This is a genomic window from Halomonas campaniensis (assembly GCF_014193375.1).
Classification (GTDB): domain Bacteria; phylum Pseudomonadota; class Gammaproteobacteria; order Pseudomonadales; family Halomonadaceae; genus Halomonas; species Halomonas campaniensis.
Genome location: NZ_JACHZF010000013.1, coordinates 12,850 through 32,954, shown reverse-complemented (window position 1 = coordinate 32,954; position 20,105 = coordinate 12,850). Strand labels below are relative to the sequence as shown.

The window sequence follows — 20,105 nt, the reverse complement described above, 5'->3', positions numbered from 1 at the left end:
CCAGGCACACCATTCCCGTCCCCCGAAAGAGCACCGCCATGAAGATCAATGTCGAGTTCGACCTGACCCCCGAGGAGTTCCGCCAGGCGCTGGGCCTGCCCGACGTGGAGGCCTTCCAGAGGGACCTGCTGGAGCGTATCCAGAAGCAGATGGAGTCCGGCGTGGAAGGGTATGACCCGATGAGCCTGATGCAGCCCTTCCTGCAGCAGTCCGGCCTGCCCCAGGGCCTCACCCAGGGGCTCTCCCAGGGCCTGTCGAGCTTCGGCAGCTACCAGCAGATGATGCTCGACATGCTGCGCCAGGCCGGCCAGGGCGCGACCCAGGCCGCGTCGAGCGAGGCGAAGGCGTCCCGGGACAGCGCCTCCTCCTCGGGTGCGTCGTCCGGGAAGGGGAGTGCCGGCACCGGAGCCGCCAAGGCCGGAAGTGCCCGCAAGAGTACCGCCAGCGCCCGTTCGCGCACCAAGCGCGAGAGCTGATCCACGGCCGGCCTTGGACCTTCATCGTCTTGCAACCTGACGGCGGGCAGACTAGGCTTTGTGCAGTGCAACATTATCGATGGGGCGCTACGCCCACGATGTCGCAATCCATGGAGAGACCACCATGCAGGACAAGATGACCGACGCCTTCAACGAGCAGACTCGCCAGTTCTTCGAGCCGATGCGCAAGCTCAACTCACTGATGCTGGACAACATGGAGAAGATGACCCAGTACCAGATGGAGTCCATGAAGCGCTACAGCCAGCTGGGCACCGAGCGTCTTCGCGATGCCAGCGAGGTCAGCGATGCCGAGGGCCTCAAGGACTTCAGCACCCGCCAGGCGGAGATGATGAGCGAGCTCTCTCAGCAGATGCTGGCCGATGCCAAGGCGCTGTCCGAGATGAGCCTCGAGTTCAAGGCCGAGCTCGAGAAGCTGTTCGCCGAGCAGACCAAGCTGGCCGAGCAGGCCGCCAGCCAGGCCGCCGGCGGCGAGAAGCCGAAGGGCGGTGCGCCGGCCAAGGCGACCAGCCAGTCCTCCCGCGGCGGCAGCAAGAGCTGAGCCCCGCGGTAAAGCGGGTTTCCGACGGCGCCCGAGCAGCGCCGCTGTTCAAGCCGCCACCCCGTCACGGGCGTGGCGGATCGTGCTATTCGTGACCGGCGCCAGGGCGTCCGGAGCGTCAGGAGGGGTCAATGCAGCCAGGGGTTGAAGCACCGACACAGGCCGAGCTGGAGGCGTGGAACGCCCAGCTCAGGGAGATCGGCGAGGAGTACCGCGCCCTGATGGGGGATCTGCTGGAGCGCATGGTGCCCAGCGACGCCGCCGACTCCGTCTATGGGGACATGCGGGACAGCTTCCAGGCGGCCGCCGAGTCGCTGATGGGCAACCCGCCCCAGCTGTGGCAGACCCAGGCGCGGCTGATGCAGGACCAGTTCCAGCTGTGGCAGAACGGCCTGCGGGCCATGGCCGGCGAGTCGGTCGAGCCGCTGGTGACGCCCGAGAAGGGCGATCGTCGCTTCAAGGACGAGGCCTGGACCCAGGACCCCTACTACCTGGCGATCATGCAGCAGTACCTGCTGTTCCAGCGGCTGGTGGAGGAGCTGGTCGACGGCCTCGATCTGCCGGCAGGGCAGAAGCAGCGGCTGGGCTTCTATGCCCGCCAGCTGGTGAATGCCATGGCGCCCACCAACTTCGTCACCACCAACCCCGAGGTGATGCGCAGGACCCAGGAGACCCGGGGCCAGAACCTGATCGACGGCCTGGCCCGGCTGCGCGAGGACCTGGCCAACTCCGCCGAGGGGCTCAACGTCACCATGACCGATCGCAGCGCCTTCGAGGTCGGCAGGAACATCGCCGTGACGCCCGGGGCCGTGGTCTACGAGAACGAGCTGATCCAGCTGATCCAGTACACGCCCACCACCGAGCAGGTCTTCAAGACACCGCTGCTGGTGATGCCGCCCTGGATCAACAAGTACTACATCCTCGACCTGCGCGAGGACAACTCCCTGGTCAAGTGGCTGGTGGAGCAGGGCCACACCGTCTTCCTTATCTCCTGGCGCAACCCCGGCCCCGAGCAGCGCGACCTGACCTGGGCCGACTACATGCAGCTCGGCCCCATCGCCGCCATGGGGGCCATCGAGCAGGCCACCGGCGAGAAGTCGGTCAACCTGATGAGCTACTGCGTGGGCGGCACCCTGGCGGCCTCCACGGTCGCCTACCTCACCAGCACCCGCCGCGGGCGCAAGGTGAAGTCGGTCACCTACATGACCACCCTCCAGGACTTCCGCGACCCCGGCGAGATCGGCGTCTTCCTGAGCGAGCCGGTGCTTCAGGGGATCGAGGCGAAGATGGAGCGCGACGGCTACCTGGACGGCCGCGTCATGGCCTTCTCCTTCAACCTGCTGCGCGAGAACGACCTCTTCTGGTCCTTCTACATCAGCAACTACCTGAAGGGGGACGTGCCGGCGCCCTTCGACCTGCTCTACTGGAACACCGACGGCACCAACCTGCCGGCGGCGACCCATGGCTGGTACCTGCGCCACATGTACATGGAGAACCGCCTGGTGGAGCCGGGCGGCATCGAGCTCGACGGCGTCAAGATCGACCTGCGCAAGGTGTCGACCCCGAGCTACTTCATCTCCACCCGCGAGGATCACATCGCCAAGTGGAACAGCACCTACTACGGCGCCCTGCTGCCCAAGGGGCCGGTGACCTTCGTGCTGGGCGGGTCCGGCCATATCGCCGGCATCGTCAACCCGCCGCACAAGAACAAGTACGGCTACTGGACCAATGACGAACTGCCCGAGACCCCGGAGCAGTGGCTCGAGGGGGCCCAGCAGCAAGAGGGCTCCTGGTGGCCACACTGGCAGGCGTGGATCACCGGGAACGGCTACGCCGACCCGGAGAAGATGGTGCCGGCGCGTCAGCCCGGCGAGGGCGAGCTGGACATCCTCGAGCCTGCCCCGGGGCGCTATGTCAGGATGACCATCCCCGAGGTGCTCGGGGAGCAGTAAGCGCCGAGCGCCCGGCGCCTAGCGCCCAGCCGCTCGTCAACGGGCGGCTGGTGTTGAGGTAGATAACGAGAACCCCCGCGGATCGCATCCGGCGGGGGTTCTTCGTTGACGTCACACTCGGCAGTGGCATCATCCTGCGGCGCTAGGCGCTAGGCGCTAGGCGCTAGGCGCTAGGCGCTAGGCGCTAGGCGCTAGGCGCTAGGCGCTAGGCGCTAGGCGCTAGGCGCTAGGCGCTCCCGGCGAAGCCGGACCCCCGTCAGCATCAGCAGCGCGGCGAGCAGCCAGGTCGGCCAGCTGCCGTTGCGGGTGAAGGGGGTCAGGCCCGTCATGGGCTGTACCTGGCCGGTGATACTGGCCACCTCGAACTGGGGAGCGCGGGCGGTGACCCGCCCCGAGGGGTCGACGATCACGGTGACGCCGTTGCTGGTGGCCCGCAGCAGGTAGCGGCCGTTCTCCAGGGCGCGCAGGCGGGCCATCTGCAGGTGCTGAAGGGGGCCGATGGAGCGGCCGAACCAGGTGTCGTTGGAGACCGTCAGCAGCAGCTCGCTCTCCCGGGCGCGTTCGGCCACCAGGTCGGCGTAGATGATCTCGTAGCAGATGGCATTGCCGATGGAGGTGCCGGCCGCCAGGATCGGTGCCTGCCGGGCCGGGCCAGGCGTCATGGCCGGCATGGGCAGGTCGAAGAAGGCGATGGTGCCGCGCAGCAGGTTCTCCAGCGGCAGGTACTCGCCGAAGGGCACCAGGTGTTCCTTGCGGTACTGGCCCTCGGCGTTGCCCAGTCCGATCACGCTGTTGAAGTAGAGGCCCCGGCCGTCGCGCTGCAGGATGCCGGTGAGCAGGGCGGTGTCGGGCGACAGGTTGGACTGCACGCGCTCCAGGATCGGCCGGGCCTCCTCCTCGAACATCGGCAGGGCGGCCTCGGGCCAGACGATCAGGTCGAGGTCATCGGGCTGGGCGCGGGTCAGCTCGCTGTAGGTATTGGCCGCGACGCGCTGCCCCTCCGGGGTCCACTTGATCAGCTGGGGGAGGTTGCCCTGGAGCAGCGCGACCCGCAGCGGCTCGCCGGTGGGCTGGGTCCACTGGGTGGGCAGCGCCAGGGGAATGAGCCACAGGGCGGCCACTGGGGCGGCGGCCCACCAGCGGCGCATCAGAAACTGCACGCCCAGGGTGCCGGTCAGGGCGGTGATCAGTGACAGCAGGTAGACGCCGCCGACGGGCGCCCAAGGGGCCAGCGGCGAGTCCACGTGGGCCGAGCCCAGCAGCAGCCAGGGAAAGCCGGTGAACAGCCAGGTCCGGAGCCATTCGCCCAGCACCCAGGCGCCGGCGAAGCTCAGCGCCGCCAGGCGCGGCCCGCACAGCCGCCGATAGAGCCACAGCGTCACGGCCGGGAACAGGGCCATGCTGGCCACGAACAGGGCCGTGAGGAAGAGGGCGAGGGGCACGCCGGTATAGCCGTAGTCGTGGATCGACACATAGACCCAGGAGGCCCCGGAGCCGAACAGCCCGAGCCCGTAGCACCAGCCCCGCAGGGCGGCCCGGGCGGGCGACAGGGCATGGAGGCCCAGGTAGACCAGGCCCACGGCGACCGGGCCGAGCCACCAGAGCTCGAAGGGGGAGGCGGTGAGGGTGGTGAGCCCCCCGGCGATCACTGCCATCAGGCAGCCGAGGGCCGGGGAGAAGCGCAGCTGGTGCATCATGACCTTCCTTGGGGGCGGGACTAGTCGTCGTCCGGTCCGTCGCAGGGCTCTGCCTCCAGCAACCGGATGCGGCGGTTGTCGGCGTTGAGCACGGTGAAGCGCCAACCGCCGATCTCGGTATGCTCGCCCCGTCCGGGCAGGTGACCGAAGCGCTGCATCACCAGGCCGCCGAGGGTGTCGAACTCCTCGTCGGAGAAGCGCGTGGCGAAGCGCTCGTTGAAATCCTCGATGGGGGTCAGGGCGCGGATGGCGAAGCGGCCCTCGCCCAGTTCGCGGATATCCTCCTCCTCATCGGCGTCGTGCTCGTCCTCGATCTCGCCGACGATCTCCTCGAGGATATCCTCGATGGTGACGATGCCGGCGGTACCGCCATACTCGTCCACCACGATCGCCATGTGGTTGTGGGTGTCCTGGAACTCCTTCAACAGGCTGTTGAGGCGCTTGGACTCCGGCACGAACAGCGCCGGGCGCACGACCTCCTCGAGGCGGAACGGCCGGCCGTTCTCCTGGCCGCCGCGCAGCAGCGGCAGCAGATCCTTGGCCAGCAGGATGCCCTTGACCTCGTCGAGGTTCTCGCCGATCACCGGGTAGCGCGAGTGGCCGGTCTCCAGTATCACCGGCAGGTACTCCTCCAGCGGCTGGTCGAGGGCGATGGCGGTGATCTGGGAGCGCGGGATCAGCACCTCGCGGACCTGCTGGTCGCTGATCTGCAGGGCGCCCTCGATGATCATCATGGCGTCCTGCTCGAGCTTCAGGCGGCTGGCGGCCTGGCGCAGGAACTCCAGCAGTTCGCCGCGGGAGCTGGGTTCGTCACTGTCGCTGGAAAGGGCGCTGAACAACTTCTCGAGCCAGGACTTGTTGCCCTGGCCGCTCGATCGGTCTTCGCTCATGCGTCGGTTCTCTTGTCCTCGGAATCGGCGCCCGGGGCCTCGCCCGGGTCGTGACGGTAGGGGTCGGCGATGCCGAACTCGGCGAGAATCTCGCGTTCGAGCTGCTCCATCGCCTCGGCCTCGTCATCCTCGAGATGATCATGGCCCAGCAGGTGCAGGGTGCCGTGCACCACCATATGAGCGTAGTGATCGGCGAGCGACTTGTCCTGCTCGGCGGCTTCCCGGGCCACCACCGGGTGGCAGATCACCAGGTCGCCGAGCAGCGGCAGGGCGACCCCGGGGGGGCACTCGAAGGGGAAGGAGAGCACGTTGGTGGGGCGATCCTTGCCGCGGTAGTCGCGGTTGAGCGCCTGGCTCTCGGCGGCATCGACCAGGCGCACGGTGAGCTCGCTGTCGGCGGGCACGTCGTGGCGGGACAGCACGGCGGCCACCCAGGCCTCGAGATCGGCCTGGGCCGGCAGTCCCTCGGCCTCGATGGCCACCTGGCGGTCGACCCGGGGGAGGCTCATGACTCGCCGCGCTCGCGGTCGATGCGCTCCTGACGCTCCTGGCGTTCCAGGCGCAGCGCCTCCCGCTCCTGATCCCGGGCCTGCTTGCGGGCGCGCTCGGCGGCTTCCTGCTCGGCCTCGAAGTGGTCATAGGCCTCGATGATGCGCTGCACCAGCGGATGGCGCACCACGTCCTTGGCGGCGAAGTGGGTGACGCCGATGCCGGGCGTGCCCTTGAGCACGTCGAGCACCTGGATCAGCCCCGAGCTCTGGCCGCGGGGCAGGTCGACCTGGGTCACGTCGCCGGTGATCACCGCGGTGGAGCCGAAGCCGATGCGGGTGAGGAACATCTTCATCTGCTCGCGGGTGGTGTTCTGGCTCTCGTCGAGGATGATGAAGGCGTTGTTGAGGGTGCGCCCGCGCATGTAGGCCAGCGGGGCGATCTCGATCACCTGGCGCTCGATCAGCTTGGCGACCTGCTCGAAGCCGATCATCTCGTAGAGGGCGTCGTAGAGCGGGCGCAGGTAGGGGTCGATCTTCTGGGCCAGGTCGCCGGGCAGGAAGCCGAGCTTCTCGCCGGCCTCCACCGCGGGGCGCACCAGCAGGATGCGACGCACCTCCTGCTGGTTGAGGGCCTCCACCGCGGCGGCCACGGCGAGGTAGGTCTTGCCGGTGCCGGCCGGGCCGATGCCGAAGTTGATGTCGTGGGCGCGGATGCTCTGCACGTAGCCCTGCTGGTTGAGCCCGCGGGGCTTGATCAGCGTGCGGGGGGTGCGCAGCAGCACCTCGCCGTCGGCCTCGACGCCTTCCTCTTCCTCCAGCGCCTCGAGGCCGGACTCCTGCAGGAACATGTGAACGGTGTCCGGCTCCAGGTCGCTGGCCTCGGTCTCGCGGTAGAGGTGCTCGAGCAGGTTGGCGGCGGCCTTGACCCGATGGATGGGCCCGGCCAGCTGGAAGATGTTGCCGCGGTTGCGCAGGGTGATGCCCAGGCGCGCCTCCACCAGCTTGAGGTGCTCGTCGCGCTGGCCGCAGAGGTTGGCCAGGCGGCGCGGGTCATTGGGCTCGAGAGTGAGGGTGATGATGCGGTTGGCCTGGGAGGATGGCTGGCTCAAGACTGGCGGGTCCCATGGAAGTTGGATTTAGGGCAGCTTACTGCCCCGGCAGCGGCCGGGGCAATGATGGCAGCATGGCGAGAGGCGCAGAGCACAAGGGGAAGAGGAGTCTGGCCTGCCCCCGGCGCTCCTCGCTGTCAGCGCCTGGCGTCAGTGGATCTCGGGCGAGGCGAGCTCACCACGCAGGGAGTTGGGCAGCGCCTCGGTGATCTCCACGTCGACGAAGAAGCCGATCAGCTCCATGGGGTTGGCGGCGCGGAAGTTGACCACCCGGTTGTTCTCGGTGCGCCCGGAGAGCTGGCCGGGGTCCCTGGGCGAGAAGCCGGTGACCAGGATGCGCTGGGTGCTGCCCACCATGCGGCGGCTGATCTGCATCGCCTGCTGGTTGATGCGCTCCTGGAGGATCGCCAGGCGCTGCTTCTTGACGCTCTCCGGGGTGTCGTCCACCAGGCCGGCCGCCGGGGTGCCGGGGCGCGCCGAGTAGACGAAGCTGAAGGAGTGGTCGAAGCCGATGCGATGGATCAGGTCCATGGTGGCCGCGAAATCCTCCTCGGTCTCGCCGGGGAAGCCGACGATGAAGTCGGAGGAGAAGCTGATGTCGGGGCGCAGCGCGCGGATGCGCTCCATCTTCTCGACGTACTCCTCGACGGTGTGACCGCGCTTCATGGCGGCGAGTATCCGGTCGGACCCGGCCTGCACCGGCAGGTGGAGGTGGCTGACCAGCTCGGGGATCTCGCCATAGGCCTCCACCAGGCTGTCGGAGAATTCCACCGGGTGGGAGGTGGTGAAGCGGATGCGGTCGATGCCCTCCACCGCGGCCACGCAGGCGATCAGCTCGGCCAGGTCGATCTCGTCGCCCAATTGGTTCTCGCCGCGATAGGCGTTGACGTTCTGGCCCAGCAGGTTGATCTCGCGCACCCCCTGGTCGGCCAGGTGGATGACCTCGTCCATCACCGCCTCGAAGGGCCGGGAGACCTCCTCGCCGCGGGTATAGGGCACCACGCAGAAGGTGCAGTACTTGGAGCAGCCCTCCATCACCGACACGAAGGCGGTGGCGCCGTCGGCGCTGGGCTTGGGCAGGTGGTCGAACTTCTCGATCTCCGGGAAGGTGACGTCCACCACCGAGATCTGCTCCTGCTGGCGCGAATCGAGCATGGCCGGCACCCGATGCAGCGTCTGGGGGCCGAACACCATGTCGACGTGGGGCGCGCGCTTGCGCAGCGCCTCGCCTTCCTGGCTGGCCACGCAACCGCCGACCCCGATCACCAGGTCGGGGTTGGCCTCCTTGAGCTTCTTCCAGCGGCCGAGCTGGTGGAACACCTTCTCCTGGGCCTTCTCGCGGATCGAGCAGGTGTTGAGCAGGATGACGTCGGCCTCGCGCTCGTCGTCGGTGAGCTCGAGCCGGTGGGATTCACCGAGCAGATCCGCCATGCGGGCGGAGTCGTACTCGTTCATCTGGCAGCCGTGCGTCTTGATGAAGAGTTTCTTCGCCATAAGAGAGAGTGGGCCGTGCCTTGAGAAAAGTAGCCCGGTATTGTACGCGCCGCCGGGCGGGGGAGCCAGCATGGGCCGCACTCCCCGGGAGTATGCTACTCTTGCGCCTCGTGTCGGAATACCGTGTCGAGGAACACTCAGCACCATGGCGGCAAAGCCGATCTATCGGGTGGTTTTCCACCAGCAGGGGGAGGTCTGGGAGCTCTATGCTCGCGAGATCTTCCAGAGTGACCTGTGGGGCTTCATCGAGGTCGAGGAATTCGTCTTCGAGGATGCCTCCAAGCTGGTGGTGGACCCCTCTGCCGACAAGCTGCGGCGGACCTTCGACGGGGTCAGCCGCAGTTACCTGCCGTTGAACGCCATCGTGCGCATCGACGAGGTGGAGCGCGAGGGGCCGCCGCGGGCGGTGAAGAGCGAGGGGCGGGTCGCCGAGTTCCCGCGGCCCTTCGCGCCACCCTCCCGGCAGGACCGCTGAGCCACGGGGCCAGGGGTGCCGCCTGGTCAGAGAGTGACCAGGCCGTGCCGGCGGCCGCCCCCGCGGGCCTGGCGTCGGCTGTCCAGCGGTTTTCCCGGCAGTTGTCCACAGGAGCTGTGGACAGACACTCCGTCTCATCGCGTCGCCGTGGGCAGGAAGCCGACGGTGGCCACGGGTCGCGTCAGCGTGGAACCCCACCAGCTTTAGCCAGGACGACGGCATGACCAAACACGACTTCAAACGACTCAGCCTGGGCGTGGCCCTGGGGCTCCTCGCCCTGCCACTGCAGGCCCAGCAGACCGAGGCGACCCACTGGGTCTCCGACTCCCTCACCACCTATGTGCGCAGCGGTCCCACCGACGGCTACCGCATCGTCGGCACGCTGACCGCCGGCGAGCCTGTCAGCGTGCTGGAGACCAGCGGTGACTACTCGCGGGTCGAGAACGCCGACGGCAATACCGTCTGGGTGCTCTCCAACGAGCTGCAGGAGACCCCCAGCGCCCAGGTGCGCCTGCCGGCACTCGAACAGCAGGTGGCCGAGCTGTCCGCCGAGCTCGAGGGCATCAACGAGCAGTGGGAGAGCCGCACCGCTGCCCAGCGCGAGACCCTGGAGACCCGCGAGGCGCGCATCGCCGAGCTGGAGGCACGCAACCGCGAGCTCGACGCCGAGGCCGAGCAGTCGCGCCAGAGCGTCCGCCAGCTGCAGGCGCGCCTGGATACCCAGGAGGAGGACCTGCTGATGCGCTACTTCATGTACGGTGGCGGGGTGGCCGGTGCGGGCCTGCTGGTGGGGCTGATCGTGCCCCACCTGCCGCGCCGTCGGCGGAAACGCGACCGCTGGTTCTGAGCCCGGGGGAGACCATGGCCAATGAATGGCGGGAGCGCTGGCGGGAGGGACGTATCGGCTTCCACCGCGATCGCCCCCATCCGGCTCTGATTCGTCACTGGCCGCTGCTCGGCGCCCGGCCCGGTACCAAGGTGCTGGTGCCGCTGTGCGGCAAGAGCCTGGACATGCGCTGGCTCGGCCAGCATGACCACCCGGTGCTGGGCATCGAACTGGCGCCCGAGGCCATCGAGCAGTTCGTGGCGGAGGGCGCGGGCATGGTCTCCCGCTATCGCCAGGGCGTCTTCGAGGTGTGTCGCCAGGGCAATGTGGAGCTGTGGCAGGGGGACTTCTTCCATTTCCACATCGAGCAGGCGGCGGAGCTCGGCGCCTTCTACGATCGCGCCGCCCTGATCGCCCTGCCGCCGGCCACTCGCCAGCGCTACGCCTTCCACCTGGCCCAGCTGATCCCGCCGGGTGCACGGGGGCTGCTGATCAGCCTGACCCGTGCTCCCGGCGAGGAGGCGTCGGGGCCGCCCTTCAGCGTCCCCGCCGAGGAGGTGCGTGAGCTCTTCGCGCCCAATTTCCGGGTCACCCACCTGGAGGACGGGGAGCCGGAGCCGCGCAGCGGCTTCCGCGAGAGCGTCTGGGCCCTGGTGCGGCGTGGTCCCGTGGAGTAGCCGGCGGTGAGGCCGGTCGGCCAGGACACGGCGAGGGCGCCCCATGGGGCGCCCTCGTTGCGTGATGGCGGCGGTGCCGGCTCAGCGGGCCAGCAGGCGGCCCAGTTCCGGGTCCCGGAAGGCGCGGTCCAGGCCGTCGGAGAGCAGGTCGTTGACCATGCGGGTGTTGGTGTCGCGATCGGGGCGCACGGCGTAGGTCTGGGTGCGGCGCGAGGTATAGGTGCCGGTATAGGTGTTGCCGCCGTTGCGCGCCTCGGCGATGAACACCGCCTCGAGGCGCGCCTCGTCGACCACCGGGCGGCTCTGGCCACGCTCGTAGCCCAGATGGTCGAGGGTCAGGGTCAGGCTGGGGCGACCCTCGGCACGCTCGGTGGTGGGGCGAAAGCCCATGTCGCGGACCGCGCGCTCGGCCTCGCGCTGCAGCCGCGGTACGAGCTCATGGGCATTGACGGTGATGGTGGCCGTCGACATGGCACTGCCCGTGCGGGTGCCGATCACCTCGCTGTCGCGCCCGTCCACGGCGATCACGGTGATCGCCTGTCCACTGCCCGTCACCGGGACGTCGGCGCTGCGCTGGGGGTTGAGCTGCAGGTAGTGGGGGCTGGCGCAACCGGCCAGCCAGCTGCCGGCCAGCAGGGTGGCCAGGAGGCGGAGGAAGAGGCGACGCGGCATGGTGGTGAGTCTCCCGAGGGGCTGGGTGCCGGCAGGCGGCCGGGGGTGGAACCTGGCAGGGAGTATATCGCCTCCGACCAGGCGCCGGAAATCCGGGGGGGCAACGGCACGTGCCGTGAGGTTACACTATCGGCAAATCCCGATGGATGCCTGACATGATACGTCCCGCCACGCCCGAGGACATCCCGACCCTCGCCGATATCTGGCTGCGCGCCTCGCGCCTGGCCCACGACTTCATTCCCGCCGCGTTCTGGGAGTCCCGGTACGAGGCCATGGCTCGCGACCACCTGCCCCGTGCCGAGGTCCACGTGCTGGAGGTGGAGGGGCGGGTGATCGGCTTCGCCGCCCTGAATGACGACCACCTCGAGGCGCTGTTCATCGATCCCGACGTACAGAGCTACGGCCATGGCTCCCGCCTGCTCGCCCACGCCATGGCGGCCCGGACGCACCTCAGCCTGTGTGTCTACTCGCGCAACGTCCGCGCCGTCTCCTTCTATCGGCGCCTGGGATTCCAGCCCGTGGAGGAGCGCGTGGAGCCGCTCACCGGCGAGAGTGAGACCCTGATGACCTGGGACCGCTAGCCTCCCGCGTCATCGGCCTCAGGCCAGGCTGGCCCGGGGCGCGTCCCGCCGGGTCTCGCGGCCCTCGGGGAAGCGGTGCCAGCGCCGCGGTTCGACGTAGAGCCGCTGCCCGCGACGCAGGTCGAGGCGCTCGTAGTCGGCATGGCGCACCGTGGCGAGCCAGGGGGCGGCCATCCAGTCGGCGGCGAGTTCCACGCGGACCTCGGCCCCCACCGGGGAGATGGCGGTGACCGTGGCCGGCAGCCGGGCCTCCGGGCTCGGGGCCTCGACCAGCCTCACCTCGTGGGGACGCAGCAGCAGCTCCTCCGGGCCGTCCGGCAGCTCCACCGAGAGGCGCGCGTCGCCGCAGGTAAGGATGCCGCCGCGCACCTCGCCCTCCAGATGGTTCACGTCGCCCAGGAACTCGAAGACGAAGCGGTTGCCCGGGGCGCGATAGAGGTCGTCCGGCGTGTCGATCTGCTCGATGCGGCCGTTGCTCATCACCGCCACGCGATCGGAGAGCTCCAGGGCCTCCTCCTGGTCGTGGGTCACGAAGAGGCTGGTGAAGCCCAGTTCGTCGTGGAGGTGGCGCAGCCAGCGGCGCAGGTCCTGGCGCACCTTGGCGTCGAGTGCCCCGAAGGGCTCGTCGAGCAGCAGCACGTCGGGGCGCAGCGCCAGGGCGCGCGCCAGCGACACGCGCTGCTGCTGGCCACCGGAGAGCTGCGCCGGATAGCGGCCGGCCAGCGACTCCAGCTGTACCATCTCCAGCAGGCGGTGGACCCGGGCGCGGATCTCGCCGCTGGTGGGGCGGTTCCGGCGCGGCATCACGGTGAGGCCGAAGGCAACGTTGTCGAACACCGTCATGTGGCGGAACAGCGCATAGTGCTGGAAGACGAAGCCGATTCGCCGGTCGCGCACGTGCACGTCGGTGACGTCGCGGTCGCCGAACAGGATGCGGGCGCCGCCGTCCCGGTCGGGGTTCTCCAGCCCCGCGATGATCCGCAGCAGGGTGGTCTTGCCCGAGCCGGAAGGCCCGAGCAGGCCGACCAGCTCGCCCTCCTGGATGTCGAGGTTGATCGGCTCCAGCGCCCGGGTGCGCTGGCGGCCCGAGCCGAAGTGCTTGCCGATATTGTGCAGGCGAATGCTCATGCGAGGGCCTCCTGGCGCGCGGCGCGCCATTCCAGTCCGGCCTTGGCGGCCAGGGTGAGCAGGGCAATCAGGGCGAGCAGCGAGGCGCTGGCGAAGGCGCCGACCGTGTTGTAGTCCTGGTAGAGCTGCTCCAGGTGCAGCGGCAGGGTGTTGGTCTGGCCGCGGATGGCCCCGGAGACCACCGAGACGGCGCCGAACTCGCCGACCGCCCGGGCGTTGGTGAGGATCACCCCGTAGAGCAGCGCCCAGCGGATGTTGGGCAGGGTGACCCGGCGGAAGAGGGTCCAGCCCGGCGCGCCCAGGGTCACGGCGGCTTCCTCCTCGCGGGAGCCCTGGGCCTGCATCAGCGGGATCAGCTCCCGGGCGACGAAGGGGCAGGTGACGAAGATGGTCACCATCAGGATGCCCGGCCAGGCGAACATCAGCTGCACGTCGTGACCGTCGAGCCAGCCGCCCAGCCAGCCGTTGCGCCCGTAGAGCAGCAGGTAGATCAGGCCCGCCACCACCGGTGACACTGCGAAGGGGATGTCGATCAGGGTCTGCAGCAGGCGCCTCCCCGGAAAGCTGAAGCGGGTCACCAGCCAGGCCAGGGCCACCCCGAACACCAGGCAGACCGGAATGGTCAGCACGGTGATGAACAGCGTCAGGCCGATGGCGCGCAGGGTGTAGTGGTCACTGACGTTGCTCCAGAAGACGCCGACGCCCTGGGCGAAGGCCTGGGCGAAGATCGCCACCAGCGGCAGCAGCAGGAACAGCGCCGCGAGTGCCACGGCGGCGAGGATCAGGGCCCGGCGCACCGCCGGGGCATCACCGATTCGTTGCATCAGCCGCGTCCTCCATGCAGGCGCCGGGCGAAGCGCCCCTGCCAGATGTTGATCGCCAGCAGCAGCGCCAGCGACACGAACAGCACCACCGAGGCGATGGCCGAGGCGCCGGCGTAGTCATACTCCTGGAGGCGCACGAAGATCATCAGGGCGGTGATCTCGGTCTCGTAGGGCATGTTGCCGGCGATGAAGATGATCGCCCCGAACTCGCCCAGGGAGCGCACGAAGGCCAGGCCGGTGCCGGTGACCAGCGCCGGCCACAGGTGCGGCAGGATCACCCGGCGAAAGGCGGTGCCATCGGTGGCGCCCAGGGTCAGCGCGGCCTCGTCCACCTCCTGGGGCAGGTCCTCGAGCACCGGCTGCACCGTGCGCACCACGAAGGGGATGCTGGTGAAGGCCATGGCCAGCGCGATGCCCACCCAGGTGTAGGCGACCTGCAGCCCCAGCGGCTCGAGCAGGCGTCCCATCCAGCCGTTGCTCGAGTAGAGGGTGGCCAGGGTGATGCCGGCCACCGCCGTGGGCAGGGCGAAGGGCAGGTCCATCAGGGCGTCGAGCAGGCGCTTGCCGGGAAAGTCGTAGCGCACCAGCACCCAGGCCAGCAGCAGGCCGAAGGCGGCGTTGATCAGCGCCGCCAGCGCGGCGGCGCCGATGGTGACCGTGTAGCTGGCCACCACCCGGCCATCGCTGATGATCGCCCAGTACTCCGCCAGGCTGAGCCCCGCCAGCTGGCCGAACAGGCCGGTCATCGGCAGCAGCAGCACCAGCGAGATGAACAGCAGGCTCACGCCCAGCGACAGGCCGAACCCCGGCAGCACCCGCCTGGGGGTGCGGCCGAACGCGAAGGGAAGGGCGCGGGTGCTCATGGGCGTGGCTCGTCTCCGAGGGTTCCGTGGGGTCAGCGGCGCTGCAGCTGGTCGAGCAGGGCGCCGTTGGCGAAGTGGTCCTCCATGGCCGCGTCCCAGCCGCCGAACACTTCCTCGACGCGCAGCAGTTCGGTCTCGGGGAAGGCGTCGGCGAACTCCTCGACCACCGCCTCGTGGTGCACGCGGTAGTTGAAGCCGGCGAGCTGGCGCTGGGCCTCCTCGCCGTAGAGGTACTCCACGTAGGCCTGGGCCAGGTCAAGGTTGCCGTTGCGCTCGGCGTTGGGGGCGACCACCGCGACCGGGAACTCGGCCAGGATGCTCACCGGCGGCACGATCACCTCGTAGTCATCGCTGCCGTACTCGCCGCGGATGTTGTTGACCTCGGACTCGAAGCTGATCAGCACGTCGCCCAGGCCGCGCTCGATGAAGCTGGTGGTGGCGCCGCGGCCGCCGGTGTCGAATACCGTCACGTTGCCCAGAAAGGTGCGCATGAAGTCCTGAATATTCTCTTCATCTCCCTCGAACTCTGCATCGGCGAAGCCCCAGGCGGCCAGGTAGGTGTAGCGGCCGTTGCCGGAGGTCTTGGGGTTGGGGAAGACGATACCGACGTCCTCGCGGACCAGGTCATCCCAGCTCTCGATCCCCTTGGGGTTGTCCTTGCGCACCAGGAAGGCGGTGGTGGAGTAGTAGGGGGAGGCGTTGTTGGGCAGCGCCTCCTGCCATGCCGCGTCGACCAGGCCGCCGTCGGCGAGGACCTGCACGTCGGTGACCTGGTTGTAGGTCACCACGTCGGCACGCAGCCCCTGGAGGATGGCGCGGGCCTGGGCGGAAGAGCCGCCGTGTGACTGGCTGACCGCCACCTCCTCGCCCTGGGTCTCCTGCCAGTGGGCGATGAACGCGGGGTTGACGGCGGCGAACAGCTCGCGGGCGATGTCATAGGAGGAGTTGAGCAGCTCGCGCTCGGCCGCCGCGGTGGGACCGGCCAGGCCGGCTCCCAAGGCGATGGCGAGCAGGGCGTGCGGTAAACGGGGGCGCAGGATCATGGAGTCACTCCGACATTCGTTGGCATTGTCGGAAGGGTAAGTTCGACCAATAGTAATTACAATGATATTTTTTATTCTATTTTGATCTATTTCTCTGCGGCGGCATGGCGTCCCCTCGCGCTGCCGGCTCCGGGCGCCTCTGCTAGAATGCGCACTCTTCGTGAACGACCGCCTGGACCCTCCCATGACCGATGCGACCCGCGACTTCCTGATCGCTCCCTCGATCCTTTCTGCCGACTTCGCGCGCCTGGGCGAGGAGGTGGACGACGTGCTGGCCTCCGGGGCCGACATCGTCCACTTCGACGTGATGGACAACCACTACGTGCCCAACCTGACCATCGGCCCCATGGTCTGCGAGGCGCTGCGCAAGCACGGTGTCACCGCGCCCATCGACGTGCACCTGATGGTGCGCCCCGTGGATCGGCTGATCGGCGACTTCATCGACGCCGGGGCCAGCATCATCACCTTCCACCCCGAGGCCTCGGACCACATCGACCGCTCCCTGCAGCTGATCCGTGCTGGCGGCTGCCGGGCCGGCCTGGTGTTCAACCCGGCCACGCCGCTGTCGTATCTCGACTACGTGATGGACAAGGTGGACATGGTGCTGCTGATGAGCGTCAACCCCGGTTTCGGCGGCCAGTCCTTCATCCCCGGCACCTTGGACAAGCTGCGCGAGGCGCGCCGCCGCATCGATGCCTCCGGCCGCGACATCCGCCTGGAGATCGATGGCGGGGTCAAGGTGGAGAACATCGCCGAGATCGCCCGGGCCGGCGCCGATACCTTCGTGGCGGGCTCGGCGGTGTTCAAGGCGCGCAGCGACTCGGATCCGCACCGCTACGACGGCGTGATGCAGGCCTTCCGCGAGCAGCTGGCCGGCGTGCGCTGAGGCCGTGAATGCCGAGCAGGCAACGCCGCACGAGGCGCCGGTCTGGCACCTCTACCTGCTTGAGACGGCGGGCGGGGCGCTCTACACCGGCATCACCACCGACGTGGAGCGGCGCCTGGCCGAGCACGCCGCCGGTCGCGGCGCCAAGGCGCTGCGTGGCAAGGGTCCCCTGACCCTGCGCCACCGCGAGCCGGTGGGCAGCCACGGCGACGCGCTGCGGCGGGAGGCCGAGATCAAGCGGCTATCGGCCGCCGGCAAGCGGGCCTGGCTCGATGCCAGGGCCACGGCACCGGGACACCACGAGGAGAGCCGATGCACCCCATCCTGAACGACATTCGCCTGGTCGCCTTCGACCTGGACGGCACCCTGATCGACTCGGTGCCCGACCTGGCGCTGGCGGTGGACGCGGCGCTGGCCGACCTCGGCCTGCCCGCCGCCGGGGAGGCCCGAGTGCGCGACTGGGTCGGCAACGGCTCGCTGGTGTTGATGGAGCGCGCGCTGAGGTTTGCCGATGATGCTGGCGCCGGTGCCGGCGAGGCTGATCCGGCGACAGCCCTGCGAGGGGGCGCTGTGAACCCCTCCCTGGGCGCTACCGATGCCATCCCTGGCATAGGACCCCCTCTTCGGGCTGTCCCCGGCGCCTCACCCGATGGCGCCTCGCAAGCTGCCGACACTGCCCTGTTGGAGTGGGCGCACGCTGCGTTCCTGACGCACTACGGCCGCGATCCCGGCGCCCATACCCGGCTCTACCCCGGCGTGCGCGACTGCCTGGAGGGCCTGCGCCGCCGGGGGCTGCCGCTGGCGCTGGTGACCAACAAGCCCCACGCCTTTATCGCGCCCATTCTTGAGGGATTCGGGCTGGAGGCGCACTTCGCGCTCTGCCTGGGCGGCGACAGCCTGCCCGAGAAGAAGCCCCATGCGGCGCCACTGCGCCACGTGGCGCAGCACTTCGGCGTGGCCCCGGAGGCCTGCCTGATGGTGGGCGACTCCCGCCACGACATCGCCGCAGGCAAGGCCGCCGGCTTTCGCACCCTGGCGGTCCCCTACGGCTATAACCACGGCGAGCCGGTGCGCGCCTGCGCGCCGGACGGCGTGGTTGAATCGCTGGCGGAACTCGTTTAACGTGATTTCGGCTCATGCTATAAGCGCGGCCCAATCAATACGTTATTGCTATAAGAAGCGGAAGCCACTCGATGATCAGCCGCACGATGCCGGACACCCTGGCCCCCACCCGATGCCTGCCCCGCTCGCCTGCCCGCGGCGGCTGGCGATGGTGACGCTCGCCTGCCGAGCCTGACCCCCGGCGCGCCCGCGCCCGCCATTGCCAACCCGTTACCCCGAGGACTCCGGGCATGATGACCCCCGAACGCTTCCGCGAGCTGGCCGACGCCGGCTACAACCGCATCCCGGTCACCCGCGAGGTGCTGGCCGATCTCGACACGCCGCTCTCTACCTACCTGAAGCTGGCCAATCGCCCCTGGTCCTTCCTGCTGGAGTCGGTGCAGGGCGGTGAGAAGTGGGGGCGCTACTCCATCATCGGGCTGCCCAGCCGCGAGCGCATCGAGGTGCGAGGCTTCAGCGTGCGCCACTATGTGGATGACGAGCTCCAGGGGGCGGCGGAGGTCGAGGATCCGCTGGCCTGGATCGAGCAGTTCCAGGGCCGCTTCAGGGTGCCGCGCCTCGACGACCAGCCGCGTTTCGACGGCGGCCTGGTGGGCTACTTCGGCTATGACACCATCCGCTACATCGAGCCGCGCCTGCGCAGCGCGGCGGCCGCGGCCAAGCCCGACCCGCTGGGCGTGCCGGACATCCTGCTGATGGTCTGCGACGAGCTGGTGGTGTTTGACAACCTCTCCGGGCGCCTCGCGCTCTGGACCCACGCCGACCCCGCCGAGCCCGAGGCCTACGGCCGCGCCGTGCAGCGCCTGGAGGAGCTGGAGATCCGCCTGCGCAGCGCCACCCTCAACACCATCAGCCCCGGCTCCGGCGGCGCCGCGGTGGAGGAGGGCGACTTCTCCTCCGGATTCACCGAGGCGGGTTTCAAGGCCGCGGTGGAGACCATCAAGGAGTATGTGCTGGCCGGCGACGTCATGCAGTGCGTACCCTCCCAGCGCATGTCGATTCCCTATCGCGCCGCCCCGCTGGACCTCTACCGGGCGCTGCGCAGCCTCAATCCCTCGCCCTACATGTTCTTCCTCGACCTGGGCGACCACCAGGTGGCCGGCTCCTCGCCGGAGATCCTCACCCGCCTGGAGGAGGGCGAGGTGACGGTGCGACCCATCGCCGGAACCCGCAAGCGCGGACGCAGCGAGGAGGAGGACCGGGCGCTGGAGGCGGAGCTGCTGGCCGATCCCAAGGAGCGCGCCGAGCACCTGATGCTGATCGACCTGGGGCGCAACGATGTCGGCCGTATCAGCGAGACCGGCTCGGTGAAGGTCACCGAGGAGATGGTGGTGGAGCGCTACTCCCACGTCATGCATATCGTCTCCAATGTCACCGGCAGGCTTTCGCCGGGGCTTACCGCCATGGACGCCCTGCGCGCCACCTTCCCGGCGGGCACCGTCTCCGGGGCGCCGAAGATCCGGGCGCTGGAGATCATCGACGAGCTCGAGCCGGTCAAGCGCGGCATCTACTCCGGGGCGGTGGGCTATCTCTCCTGGCACGGCAACATGGACACCGCCATCGCCATCCGCACCGCGGTGATCAAGGACGGCCAGCTGCACGTCCAGGCCGGCGCCGGCATCGTCGCCGACTCGGTGCCCGAGATGGAGTGGCAGGAGACCCTCAACAAGGGGCGCGCCCTGTTCCGCGCCGTGGCCATGGCCGAGCGCGGCCTGGACAACCTCGAATAAGGCGCCGGAGAGACCCATGAAAGTCTGCATGATCGACAACTACGACAGCTTCACCTTCAACGTGGTGCAGTACCTGGGGGAGCTGGGCGCCGAGGTGGCGACCCACCGCAACGACGCCATCACCCTCGAGCAGATCGAGGCGATGGCGCCGAGCCACCTGGTGATCTCGCCGGGGCCCTGCACCCCCAACGAGGCGGGCATCTCCCTGGCGGCGATCCGCCACTTCGCCGGACGGCTGCCGATCCTCGGCATCTGCCTGGGCCACCAGGCCATCGGCCAGGTCTACGGCGGCCAGGTGGTGCGCGCCCCCCAGGTGATGCACGGCAAGACCTCGGCCATCCGCCACTCGGGCCTGGGGGTGTTCGAAGGCCTCGAGGACCCGCTGGAGGTGACCCGCTACCATTCTCTGGTGGTGGATCGCGCCTCGCTGCCCGAGTGCCTGGAGATCACCGCCTGGACCGACGACGATGACGTCACCCCCGGGCTGATCATGGGCCTGCGCCACCGCGAGCTCGACGTGGAGGGCGTGCAGTTCCACCCCGAGTCGATCCTCACCCGCCAGGGCCATGAGCTGCTGGCCAACTTTCTCAAGCGCCGCTGAGCCGAGGAG

General features: G+C 69.1%; 22 protein-coding genes. 12 read left to right on the top strand and 10 right to left on the bottom strand.

Features of this window, described 5'->3' with window-relative positions; all coding sequences use genetic code 11:
• Positions 1 to 38: 38 nt before the first annotated feature.
• The 3 genes from BDK63_RS10190 to phaC all read left to right on the top strand — a co-directional run bounded on the left by BDK63_RS10190 (position 39) and on the right by phaC (position 2,987).
• Entirely contained in the window at positions 39 to 476 is a 438-nt protein-coding gene (locus BDK63_RS10190; protein WP_183331529.1) for a hypothetical protein, read from the top strand.
• A 124-nt stretch (positions 477 to 600) separates the two neighbouring features.
• The gene (locus tag BDK63_RS10185) at positions 601 to 1,035 is read left to right on the top strand and encodes a phasin family protein (RefSeq protein ID WP_183331527.1); all 435 of its coding nucleotides are present in this window, start codon (positions 601 to 603) and stop codon (positions 1,033 to 1,035) included.
• A gap of 131 nt (positions 1,036 to 1,166) precedes the next feature.
• Complete coding sequence (gene phaC, locus BDK63_RS10180) at positions 1,167 to 2,987, top strand: class I poly(R)-hydroxyalkanoic acid synthase (protein WP_183331525.1); 1,821 nt, start codon at positions 1,167 to 1,169, stop codon at positions 2,985 to 2,987.
• Positions 2,988 to 3,199: 212 nt separating this feature from the next.
• Here phaC and lnt read toward each other — a convergent pair whose 3' ends face one another.
• The 5 genes from lnt to miaB all read right to left on the bottom strand — a co-directional run bounded on the left by lnt (position 3,200) and on the right by miaB (position 8,668).
• Positions 3,200 to 4,684 (bottom strand): apolipoprotein N-acyltransferase, encoded by a 1,485-nt coding sequence (lnt, locus tag BDK63_RS10175; protein WP_425485953.1) that lies wholly within the window; start codon positions 4,682 to 4,684, stop codon positions 3,200 to 3,202.
• 20 nt (positions 4,685 to 4,704) lie between these two features.
• Positions 4,705 to 5,574, bottom strand: a complete 870-nt coding sequence (locus tag BDK63_RS10170; RefSeq protein ID WP_183331523.1) for a CorC family transporter — start codon at positions 5,572 to 5,574, stop codon at positions 4,705 to 4,707.
• Entirely contained in the window at positions 5,571 to 6,083 is a 513-nt protein-coding gene (gene ybeY / locus BDK63_RS10165; protein ID WP_183331521.1) for an rRNA maturation RNase YbeY, read from the bottom strand. Before ybeY ends, BDK63_RS10170 begins: the two co-directional genes overlap by 4 nt.
• Positions 6,080 to 7,174 (bottom strand): PhoH family protein, encoded by a 1,095-nt coding sequence (locus BDK63_RS10160; RefSeq protein WP_183331519.1) that lies wholly within the window; start codon positions 7,172 to 7,174, stop codon positions 6,080 to 6,082. Before BDK63_RS10160 ends, ybeY begins: the two co-directional genes overlap by 4 nt.
• A 150-nt stretch (positions 7,175 to 7,324) precedes the next feature.
• Positions 7,325 to 8,668, bottom strand: coding sequence for a tRNA (N6-isopentenyl adenosine(37)-C2)-methylthiotransferase MiaB (gene miaB / locus BDK63_RS10155; protein ID WP_183331517.1), 1,344 nt, complete (start codon positions 8,666 to 8,668; stop codon positions 7,325 to 7,327).
• Positions 8,669 to 8,813: 145 nt separating this feature from the next.
• Between miaB and BDK63_RS10150 the strand changes: the two genes are divergently transcribed.
• The 3 genes from BDK63_RS10150 to BDK63_RS10140 all read left to right on the top strand — a co-directional run bounded on the left by BDK63_RS10150 (position 8,814) and on the right by BDK63_RS10140 (position 10,646).
• Positions 8,814 to 9,143 carry a DUF1820 family protein gene (locus BDK63_RS10150; RefSeq protein WP_183331515.1) on the top strand — a complete coding sequence of 110 codons (330 nt, stop codon included), beginning with the start codon at positions 8,814 to 8,816 and terminating at the stop codon, positions 9,141 to 9,143.
• A 220-nt stretch (positions 9,144 to 9,363) separates the two neighbouring features.
• The gene (locus tag BDK63_RS10145; RefSeq protein WP_183331513.1) at positions 9,364 to 9,990 is read left to right on the top strand and encodes a TIGR04211 family SH3 domain-containing protein; all 627 of its coding nucleotides are present in this window, start codon (positions 9,364 to 9,366) and stop codon (positions 9,988 to 9,990) included.
• Between the two features lie 14 nt (positions 9,991 to 10,004).
• Positions 10,005 to 10,646 (top strand): class I SAM-dependent methyltransferase, encoded by a 642-nt coding sequence (locus tag BDK63_RS10140; RefSeq protein ID WP_183331511.1) that lies wholly within the window; start codon positions 10,005 to 10,007, stop codon positions 10,644 to 10,646.
• Positions 10,647 to 10,727: 81 nt separating this feature from the next.
• On the opposite strand, the gene BDK63_RS10135 is transcribed toward BDK63_RS10140, so the two are convergent.
• A complete protein-coding gene (locus tag BDK63_RS10135) occupies positions 10,728 to 11,318 on the bottom strand; it encodes a YajG family lipoprotein (RefSeq protein ID WP_183331509.1) in 591 nt (196 codons plus the stop codon).
• 155 nt (positions 11,319 to 11,473) lie between these two features.
• On the opposite strand from BDK63_RS10135, the gene BDK63_RS10130 reads away from it, so the two are divergent.
• Positions 11,474 to 11,899 carry a GNAT family N-acetyltransferase gene (locus BDK63_RS10130; RefSeq protein ID WP_183331507.1) on the top strand — a complete coding sequence of 142 codons (426 nt, stop codon included), beginning with the start codon at positions 11,474 to 11,476 and terminating at the stop codon, positions 11,897 to 11,899.
• A gap of 18 nt (positions 11,900 to 11,917) precedes the next feature.
• Here BDK63_RS10130 and BDK63_RS10125 read toward each other — a convergent pair whose 3' ends face one another.
• Genes BDK63_RS10125 through cysP form a run of 4 tightly spaced genes read right to left on the bottom strand, consistent with a single transcriptional unit; the run spans position 11,918 to position 15,757 of the window.
• Positions 11,918 to 13,027: a sulfate/molybdate ABC transporter ATP-binding protein gene (locus BDK63_RS10125; RefSeq protein WP_183331505.1), complete on the bottom strand. Its 1,110-nt coding sequence runs from the start codon at positions 13,025 to 13,027 to the stop codon at positions 11,918 to 11,920.
• The gene (gene cysW / locus BDK63_RS10120; RefSeq protein WP_183331503.1) at positions 13,024 to 13,851 is read right to left on the bottom strand and encodes a sulfate ABC transporter permease subunit CysW; all 828 of its coding nucleotides are present in this window, start codon (positions 13,849 to 13,851) and stop codon (positions 13,024 to 13,026) included. The genes BDK63_RS10125 and cysW overlap by 4 nt, the downstream gene beginning before the upstream one ends.
• The gene (gene cysT / locus BDK63_RS10115) at positions 13,851 to 14,714 is read right to left on the bottom strand and encodes a sulfate ABC transporter permease subunit CysT (protein WP_183331501.1); all 864 of its coding nucleotides are present in this window, start codon (positions 14,712 to 14,714) and stop codon (positions 13,851 to 13,853) included. Before cysT ends, cysW begins: the two co-directional genes overlap by 1 nt.
• 32 nt (positions 14,715 to 14,746) lie before the next feature.
• Positions 14,747 to 15,757: a thiosulfate ABC transporter substrate-binding protein CysP gene (gene cysP, locus BDK63_RS10110; RefSeq protein WP_183331499.1), complete on the bottom strand. Its 1,011-nt coding sequence runs from the start codon at positions 15,755 to 15,757 to the stop codon at positions 14,747 to 14,749.
• Positions 15,758 to 15,941: 184 nt separating this feature from the next.
• Between cysP and rpe the strand changes: the two genes are divergently transcribed.
• The 5 genes from rpe to BDK63_RS10085 all read left to right on the top strand — a co-directional run bounded on the left by rpe (position 15,942) and on the right by BDK63_RS10085 (position 20,096).
• On the top strand, positions 15,942 to 16,643 hold the full coding sequence (gene rpe, locus BDK63_RS10105; RefSeq protein ID WP_183331497.1) for a ribulose-phosphate 3-epimerase: 702 nt from the start codon (positions 15,942 to 15,944) through the stop codon (positions 16,641 to 16,643).
• Between the two features lie 4 nt (positions 16,644 to 16,647).
• Positions 16,648 to 16,971, top strand: coding sequence for a GIY-YIG nuclease family protein (locus BDK63_RS10100; RefSeq protein WP_343065306.1), 324 nt, complete (start codon positions 16,648 to 16,650; stop codon positions 16,969 to 16,971).
• Positions 16,956 to 17,765: a phosphoglycolate phosphatase gene (gene gph, locus BDK63_RS10095; RefSeq protein WP_183331495.1), complete on the top strand. Its 810-nt coding sequence runs from the start codon at positions 16,956 to 16,958 to the stop codon at positions 17,763 to 17,765. Before BDK63_RS10100 ends, gph begins: the two co-directional genes overlap by 16 nt.
• 233 nt (positions 17,766 to 17,998) lie before the next feature.
• Positions 17,999 to 19,495, top strand: coding sequence for an anthranilate synthase component I (gene trpE, locus BDK63_RS10090; RefSeq protein ID WP_183331698.1), 1,497 nt, complete (start codon positions 17,999 to 18,001; stop codon positions 19,493 to 19,495).
• Positions 19,496 to 19,511: 16 nt separating this feature from the next.
• Positions 19,512 to 20,096, top strand: coding sequence for an anthranilate synthase component II (locus BDK63_RS10085; protein WP_183331493.1), 585 nt, complete (start codon positions 19,512 to 19,514; stop codon positions 20,094 to 20,096).
• The last annotated feature ends 9 nt before the right edge of the window (positions 20,097 to 20,105 follow it).

Excerpts from the sequence above, each read along its gene's own strand:
- BDK63_RS10140 (WP_183331511.1), top strand. The coding sequence starts at position 10,005 with ATGGCCAATGAATGGCGGGAGCGCTGGCGGGAGGGACGTATCGGCTTC.
- phaC (WP_183331525.1), top strand. The coding sequence starts at position 1,167 with ATGCAGCCAGGGGTTGAAGCACCGACACAGGCCGAGCTGGAGGCGTGG.
- miaB (WP_183331517.1), bottom strand. The coding sequence starts at position 8,668 with ATGGCGAAGAAACTCTTCATCAAGACGCACGGCTGCCAGATGAACGAG.
- BDK63_RS10130 (WP_183331507.1), top strand. The coding sequence starts at position 11,474 with ATGATACGTCCCGCCACGCCCGAGGACATCCCGACCCTCGCCGATATC.
- BDK63_RS10135 (WP_183331509.1), bottom strand. The coding sequence starts at position 11,318 with ATGCCGCGTCGCCTCTTCCTCCGCCTCCTGGCCACCCTGCTGGCCGGC.
- trpE (WP_183331698.1), top strand. The coding sequence starts at position 17,999 with ATGACCCCCGAACGCTTCCGCGAGCTGGCCGACGCCGGCTACAACCGC.
- cysP (WP_183331499.1), bottom strand. The coding sequence starts at position 15,757 with ATGATCCTGCGCCCCCGTTTACCGCACGCCCTGCTCGCCATCGCCTTG.
- BDK63_RS10085 (WP_183331493.1), top strand. The coding sequence starts at position 19,512 with ATGAAAGTCTGCATGATCGACAACTACGACAGCTTCACCTTCAACGTG.
- BDK63_RS10145 (WP_183331513.1), top strand. The coding sequence starts at position 9,364 with ATGACCAAACACGACTTCAAACGACTCAGCCTGGGCGTGGCCCTGGGG.
- lnt (WP_425485953.1), bottom strand. The coding sequence starts at position 4,684 with ATGATGCACCAGCTGCGCTTCTCCCCGGCCCTCGGCTGCCTGATGGCA.
- rpe (WP_183331497.1), top strand. The coding sequence starts at position 15,942 with ATGACCGATGCGACCCGCGACTTCCTGATCGCTCCCTCGATCCTTTCT.
- ybeY (WP_183331521.1), bottom strand. The coding sequence starts at position 6,083 with ATGAGCCTCCCCCGGGTCGACCGCCAGGTGGCCATCGAGGCCGAGGGA.
- BDK63_RS10170 (WP_183331523.1), bottom strand. The coding sequence starts at position 5,574 with ATGAGCGAAGACCGATCGAGCGGCCAGGGCAACAAGTCCTGGCTCGAG.
- BDK63_RS10150 (WP_183331515.1), top strand. The coding sequence starts at position 8,814 with ATGGCGGCAAAGCCGATCTATCGGGTGGTTTTCCACCAGCAGGGGGAG.
- cysW (WP_183331503.1), bottom strand. The coding sequence starts at position 13,851 with ATGCAACGAATCGGTGATGCCCCGGCGGTGCGCCGGGCCCTGATCCTC.
- BDK63_RS10190 (WP_183331529.1), top strand. The coding sequence starts at position 39 with ATGAAGATCAATGTCGAGTTCGACCTGACCCCCGAGGAGTTCCGCCAG.
- BDK63_RS10185 (WP_183331527.1), top strand. The coding sequence starts at position 601 with ATGCAGGACAAGATGACCGACGCCTTCAACGAGCAGACTCGCCAGTTC.
- gph (WP_183331495.1), top strand. The coding sequence starts at position 16,956 with ATGCACCCCATCCTGAACGACATTCGCCTGGTCGCCTTCGACCTGGAC.
- BDK63_RS10125 (WP_183331505.1), bottom strand. The coding sequence starts at position 13,027 with ATGAGCATTCGCCTGCACAATATCGGCAAGCACTTCGGCTCGGGCCGC.
- cysT (WP_183331501.1), bottom strand. The coding sequence starts at position 14,714 with ATGAGCACCCGCGCCCTTCCCTTCGCGTTCGGCCGCACCCCCAGGCGG.